This is a genomic window from Achromobacter sp. (genome assembly GCF_049647645.1).
Taxonomy (GTDB): Bacteria; Pseudomonadota; Gammaproteobacteria; order Burkholderiales; family Burkholderiaceae_B; genus Achromobacter.
Window position 1 is genome coordinate 1 of sequence record NZ_JBARYB010000304.1, and the last position, 6,033, is coordinate 6,033.

6 protein-coding genes are annotated in these 6,033 nt (G+C 68.2%); 1 reads left to right on the plus strand and 5 read right to left on the minus strand.

What is annotated here, in order from left to right; genetic code table 11:
- Nucleotides 1-51: 51 nt before the first annotated feature.
- Both imuA and WBB14_RS34095 read right to left on the minus strand, forming a co-directional pair.
- Nucleotides 52-756, minus strand: coding sequence for a translesion DNA synthesis-associated protein ImuA (gene imuA, locus WBB14_RS34090; protein WP_424243661.1), 705 nt, complete (start codon nucleotides 754-756; stop codon nucleotides 52-54).
- A gap of 219 nt (nucleotides 757-975) precedes the next feature.
- Nucleotides 976-2,511 (minus strand): amino acid permease, encoded by a 1,536-nt coding sequence (locus WBB14_RS34095; protein ID WP_424243662.1) that lies wholly within the window; start codon nucleotides 2,509-2,511, stop codon nucleotides 976-978.
- 185 nt (nucleotides 2,512-2,696) lie between these two features.
- On the opposite strand from WBB14_RS34095, the gene ypfH reads away from it, so the two are divergent.
- Nucleotides 2,697-3,401 (plus strand): esterase, encoded by a 705-nt coding sequence (ypfH, locus tag WBB14_RS34100; protein WP_424243663.1) that lies wholly within the window; start codon nucleotides 2,697-2,699, stop codon nucleotides 3,399-3,401.
- On the opposite strand, the gene WBB14_RS34105 is transcribed toward ypfH, so the two are convergent.
- The 3 genes from WBB14_RS34105 to WBB14_RS34115 are packed head-to-tail and all read right to left on the minus strand — an operon-like array spanning nucleotide 3,402 to nucleotide 6,005.
- Entirely contained in the window at nucleotides 3,402-4,823 is a 1,422-nt protein-coding gene (locus WBB14_RS34105) for an efflux transporter outer membrane subunit (protein ID WP_424243664.1), read from the minus strand. It abuts the gene before it with no gap.
- A gap of 52 nt (nucleotides 4,824-4,875) precedes the next feature.
- Nucleotides 4,876-5,790: an efflux RND transporter periplasmic adaptor subunit gene (locus WBB14_RS34110; RefSeq protein WP_424243665.1), complete on the minus strand. Its 915-nt coding sequence runs from the start codon at nucleotides 5,788-5,790 to the stop codon at nucleotides 4,876-4,878.
- 2 nt (nucleotides 5,791-5,792) lie between these two features.
- Nucleotides 5,793-6,005 (minus strand): DUF1656 domain-containing protein, encoded by a 213-nt coding sequence (locus tag WBB14_RS34115; protein ID WP_424243666.1) that lies wholly within the window; start codon nucleotides 6,003-6,005, stop codon nucleotides 5,793-5,795.
- Nucleotides 6,006-6,033: the final 28 nt, after the last annotated feature.

Below are 6,033 nucleotides of genomic sequence, written 5' to 3' on the forward strand. Positions count from 1 at the left end.
GGCGTGAGGGCAGCGACGCGTTCCTGTTCCAGGACCGCGAACGCCTGCCCCTCAAGCGGCCAGTGCGGGCGCAGTGCGTCCAGCGGCAGGCAGCGCAGGAAGGCGGCGATCCAGAGGCGCATGGCGGGGAGAAACAGGAGTGAGGGCGCCGGAGTCCAGGCCCACGTATAGGGGGGTGTCGCAGGCGGGCCCGCGGCGCTTCAGGATGTGTACGGACAGGCCGCCCGCAGCCGGCGCGAGCGCCAGCCGCAAGGGCGCGGGCGTGGCGTTCTGCGCCGCGCTGCTGGGACGCACGGCGATGAACAGCAGGTCGCTGGCCTGGGCGGCCAGGTGCAGACGGCGCAGGGATTCGGGGCGCACGTGGGGCAGCCAGCAGATCAGGGCGCCGCAGCTGCCGTTCTTCAGGATCTGTTCGGCGGCCCAGAGCGCGTCCACGGGTTTTTCCGGCGCGACCCAGAGCAACTGGCGCGGATCCAGCCGCCAGCTCATCCAGCTGGCGATGTGGGGCGCGTGCGGCGGCTGCACCAGGGCGATGGCGCGGCGGGTCTCCAGTTGGGCCAAGGCCGGACGCAGCAGGCGGATTTCTCCGATGCCCGGATGCGGGGCCATCAATTCGATCAGGGAACCCAGCGGCCAGCCGCCGTCCGGCAGCTCGGCGGACAGCGCGGCATGCCCGGTGGGCAGGGTGCGGGCGGCGCTTTGGGCCAACTGGGTGGCGCGCCACAACGCGGGATGGATACGTTCTGGGGACTGCATGGCAAATCGGTTTCCGGGAGGAAAAGAACCGGTTGAAGTGGCCGATGAGCCATTATAGCTGTATGAATATACAGTAGTTAAAGGGGGCGGACCCTATGGAGGAAATCCCTGGCGTGACGCGCGAGTCCCAAAAGAAAACCCACCCGTACATCTTTCGATGCAGAGGGGTGGGCTGTGCTGGATACGATCCTGGTCGTGTCCAGGCATACGGATCAAGACCTAAACCCGCGCGCCTTCCACCGTAGATACCGAGGCTTGCACACCCGCCGCACGATCCAGATCCAACCCATAAAACCGCATATCCTCGTACCGGATCCAGTGCGACTTGCGCACCAGCCGGTGGCCGATCCACAAGGCCAGGAACAGCGGGATCGCCAGGTAGGTGGAGATCACGCCGATCCAGTCGATGCGGTCTTGCAGGAAGGCCTGGTAGTTCTGGCCCAGCGTGACCAGCAGGCACAGGACGAAGGCGAGCAGCGGGCCGAAGGGGAACAAGCCGGCCTTGTAGGGCAGGTCGGCGGTGTCGTAGCCGTGCTTCACATAGCCCCGGCGGAAGCGGTAATGGCTGACGGCGATGCTCAGCCACACGATGAATTCGGTCATGCCGGCGAAGTTCAGCAGCCAGATGTAGACGGCCTTGGGGCTGTATACCAGGCTGAACAGGCACAGGCAGGCCAGCAGCGCGGTGGCCATCAGCGCGTACAGTGGCACGCCGCTGCGGGTGACGCGCCGGAACAGGGCGGGCGCCTGGCCTTCCACCGCCATGTTGAACAGCATCCGCGTCGCCGCGTACATGCCGGAATTGCCGGCCGACAGCACCGAGGTCAGGATCACCGCGTTCATCACGGTGGCGGCCGACAACAGCCCCGCGTGCTGGAACACCAGCGTGAAGGGGCTGACCGCGATGTCTTCCACTTCGTTGCGCAGCAGTTGCGGGTCGGTATAGGGCAGCAGCAGGCCGATGATCAGGATGGCCAGCACGTAGAACAGCAGGATGCGCCAGAACACGTGGTTGATGGCGCGCGGCACGTTGCGGCGGGGATTCTCGGATTCGCCGGCGGCCACGGCCACCAGTTCGGTGCCCTGGAAGGAATAGGCCACCACCATCGCCACGCCCACCCAGGTGGCCGCGTTGCCCACGAAGGGCGCGTCGCCGATGGTCCAGTTCGCCAGGCCTACCGTCGTGCCGCCGTGGATGATGCCCGCCAGCATCGCCAGCCCGACGCCGATGAAGCACAGCACGGCGACGACCTTGATGATGGCGAACCAATATTCCGCCTCGCCGAAGCTGCGCGCGGAAAAGGCGTTCAGGCCGAAGGTCAGGGCCAGGAAAAGCACGCTCCAGATCCAGCCCGGCGTATCGGGAAACCAGTACGCCATGACCAGTTGCGCGGCCACCACGTCCACGGCCACCACCGTGGCCCAGCTGATCCAGAAGTTCCAGCCCAGCGCGAAGCCGAAACCGCCGTCCACGTAGCGCGAGGCATAGGTGCAGAAGGAGCCCGATACCGGCATGAAGGTGGCCAGTTCGCCCAGGCTGGTCATGATGAAGTAGACCATCAGGCCGATGGCCAGATAGACCATCAGCGCGCCGCCCGGGCCCGCCTGGGCGATGGCGGCGCCGGAGGCCACGAACAGGCCGGTGCCGATGGCTCCGCCCAACGCTATCATCGTGAGGTGGCGCGCCTTGAGCACGCGATGCAGCTGGTTCTGGCCGGCAGGCGTGGCGCCGGATTCTGTCGTCGGAGTTTGCATTACTGGGGTAGGAAGTTGCCGGGGCGGCGGACCATCAGGCACGGGCATGCGGGCCTGCCCGCCAGGCAACGCCGCGCAAGCCAGCCGGTCCGTGGCGGTGCGGCAAAGGTTGCTTCAAGGCGCGCATTTTACAATGCGGCTATTCCGGGGCTGTTCGGCGGCCCCAGCCAGCACGGAGCGGTTTCATGGCGTCTTCCTCTTCTATCGAATTCCTTCCCGATGCCGGCGTCGACGTGCGCCAGCTGTTCATCCTGCTGCACGGCGTGGGCGGCACCCCCGCTGACATGCAGCCCCTGGCGCAGGCGGTGCGCGCGGCGTTCCCCAGCGCGGCGGTGCTGGTGCCCCAGGGTTTCGAGCCGTTTGATGGCGGCGGCGAGGGCCGGCAATGGTTCTCGGTGCGCGGCGTGACCGAGGAAAACCGCCCCGAGCGCGTGGCGCGGGCGCTGCCGCCCCTGGAAGCCTATATGCGCCAGGCGCAGGCGCGCTTCGGCCTGCTGCAATCGGATACGGCGCTGGCGGGCTTCTCGCAGGGCGCCATCATGGCGCTGGAACTGGTGCAGGCGCACGACGGCATGGCCGGCCGCGTCATCGCGTTTTCAGGCCGCTATGCCCAACTGCCCAAGTCCGCGCCGCAGTACACCACGCTGCACCTGCTGCATGGCGAGGCCGATCCCATCATGAGCGTGGACCACATCCAGGCCGCGCAGGCGCGCCTGAGCGAGCTGCATGGGGATTCGACCATCGATATCGCCAGCAATGTGGGGCATGCGCTGCATCCGGCCCTGATCGAGCGCGCCATCGTGCGCCTGAAGACCTGCGTGCCGCTGCGCAGCTGGGAAGCCGCGCTGGGCCTGAACCAGACGCCGCCGGACGGCGCCTCGGTGCATTGATTATTTTTCCCAGCCGCCGCCCAGCGCCAGGAACAGCGCGATCTGGTCGTTGCTGAGGTCTGCCTGCGAGGCGGCCAGCGCGCTTTCGTTGGTGGCCAGGGTGCGTTCGGCGTCCAGCACGGTCAGGTAGTCGGTCTTGCCGTACTGGAACAGGCGGCTGGCCTGCGAGGCGGCCTCGGCGCTCTGGTCGCGCGCGGCGCGCAGGGCGGCGTCGCGGTCCAGCTGGCGCGCGTAGACCACCAGTGCGCTTTCCGTTTCCCGCAAGGCATTCAGCACGGTGGCGTCGAAACGCGCCGCCGCGCCCTTGGTGCTGGCCTGCGCCTCGGCGATGCGGGCCTGCGCCGCGCCGGTGTTGGGGATGGTCCAGGAGATCAGCGGACCGACGCTCCAGCTGAAGGTGCCGCGGTCGCCGAACATGGCGGCCGGACCGCCCGAAGCGGCCGACAGGCCCAGCGAGATCTTCGGATACAGGTCCGCGGTGGCCACGCCGATGCGTGCGGTGGACGCCGCCAGCGTGCGTTCGGCCTGGCGGATGTCCGGACGGCGGCGCAGCAACTCGGCGCCATCGCCCACGGGGATGGTTTCGGTCAGGCGCGGCGCCTTGGCGCATTGCAGCAGCGCGGGCGAGATCTCGCCGGGCGTTTGGCTGGTCAACGCCGCCAGGCGGTACAGCGCGGTGCGCTGCTGGGCCTGGAACGGCGGCAGGTTGGCCTGCAGTTGCTGAAGCTGGCTGCGGGCGCGGGTCACGTCCAGCGCCGTGCCGCGGCCGGCGCGCTGCAACCGGTCCACCGCGTCCAGGGATTGCTTTTGCACTTGCACCGAATGCTGGGCGGACGCCAGCTGCATGCCGGCCGCGCACATATTGGCGTAGGCGCGGGCGGTCTCGGCGGCCACGGTGACGCGGGTGGCGTCGTAGGCGGCCTGCGCGGCCTGCTCGTCGCCGCTGGCCGCTTCCACGGCGCGGCGGATCTGGCCGAACAGGTCCAGCTGATACGACACGCTGGCGCCCATGGAATAGGACCAGCGGTTGGGCGGATCGATGCCGGGTTGCAGTTCCTGCAAGCCGGACACGTGGCCGAAAGTGGGCGAGGCGTTGACGCCGATCGTGGGCTGTTGCTGCGCCTGGGTTTCCTTCACCGCGGCCTGGGCGCGTTCCAGGTTGGCGCTGGCGACGCGCAGGTCGGTGTTGGCCGCCAGGGCTTTTTCCACCAGTCCGTCCAGCACCGGATCGTCGTACAGGCGCCACCAGTGGCCGGGCACCGCGTCCTGCCGGAACGCGGCGTTGCGCGCTTCCGTGAACGGCGTCTGCGCGCTCCGCCGCTCGGCCACCGATCCGGCAGGCACCTGGTAGTCAGGGCCCACGGTGGTGCATCCGGCTAGCGTCAGGGCCAGCAGCAGCGGCAGGAGGTGTCTGGTGTTCATGGCAGTTACGGCTGTGCGTCGATAAGGATGAAGGGTGGGAAAAAAGCAGCGGTCAGGACGGCTGGTGGGTCTCGTTCAGCGCATGGGCCGGGCCGGAATCCACCGACACGGTGGCGGTCTGGCCGGCCACCAGGCGCACGCCTTCGGGCACGTCGTCGATCTTCACGCGCACCGGAATGCGCTGCGCCAGGCGGACCCAGTTGAACGTGGGATTGACGTTGGGCAGCAGGTTGGCGCCGGTGCTGCGGTCGCGGTCGGCGATGCCCATGGCAATGCTCTCCACGTGGCCGCGGATATGGTGCGAATCGCCCATCAGCGTCACCGTGACGGGATCGCCCTCGCGGATGCCGGGCAGCTTGGTTTCCTCGAAATAGCCTTCGACGTAGAACGAGCTGGAATCCACCAGCGCCATCACGCCGCGGCCAGCGGTGGCGTAGGAGCCGGCGCGCAGGTCCAGGTTGGTGATGCGGCCGTCGTTGACGGCCAGCACCCGGCTGCGGTCCAGGTTAAGGCGCGCGGTATTGAGCTGCACTTCGGCCTGGGCCAGCGCGGCCTCGGTCTGCTGCAGCTTGGTCTGGCTTTGTTCCAGCGCCTCGGCGGCGACCAATTGCCCCAGCGAGCGGTTGCGCTTGGCGTCGCGCACCGCCTGGTCGCGCGCCACCTGCGCCGACCGCACCGAGGCCTGGGCCTGATCAAAGGCCAGCTGGAAGCGCGCGCGGTCGATTTCGAACAGCACGTCGCCCGCTTTCACGTCCTGGTTGTCGCGCACCGGCACGCTGGTCACCAAGCCGGAGACATCCGGCGCAACCTGCACCACGTAGGCCTTGACGCGGCCGTCGCGGGTCCAGGGTTCGACTTCATAGTGCACCCAGAGCTGCCAGCCGGCGTAGGCGGCCGCGGCGACGACGACGGCGGTCACCGCGAACTTGCCGATGGCTGCGGGGCGCAGGGCGTTGGGGAGTTTCATGCTTATCTCTGGAGTAAATAGGGGGAAATGAGGGATATGCCGTACAGCAGCACCACGAACAGCGCCAGGTCGAACAGCGCGGGGTGCCACACCAGGCGGTACAGCCCGGCGCGGGCCAGCACGCGGCGCACCGCCCAGGCCACGCCCAGGGTCACCACGGCCAGCACCAGCAGCCAGGGGAAATAGACGCCATAAAGATTGAATTCGCCGATCATGATGCTTGGCCCTCCAGGGTGGGATGGG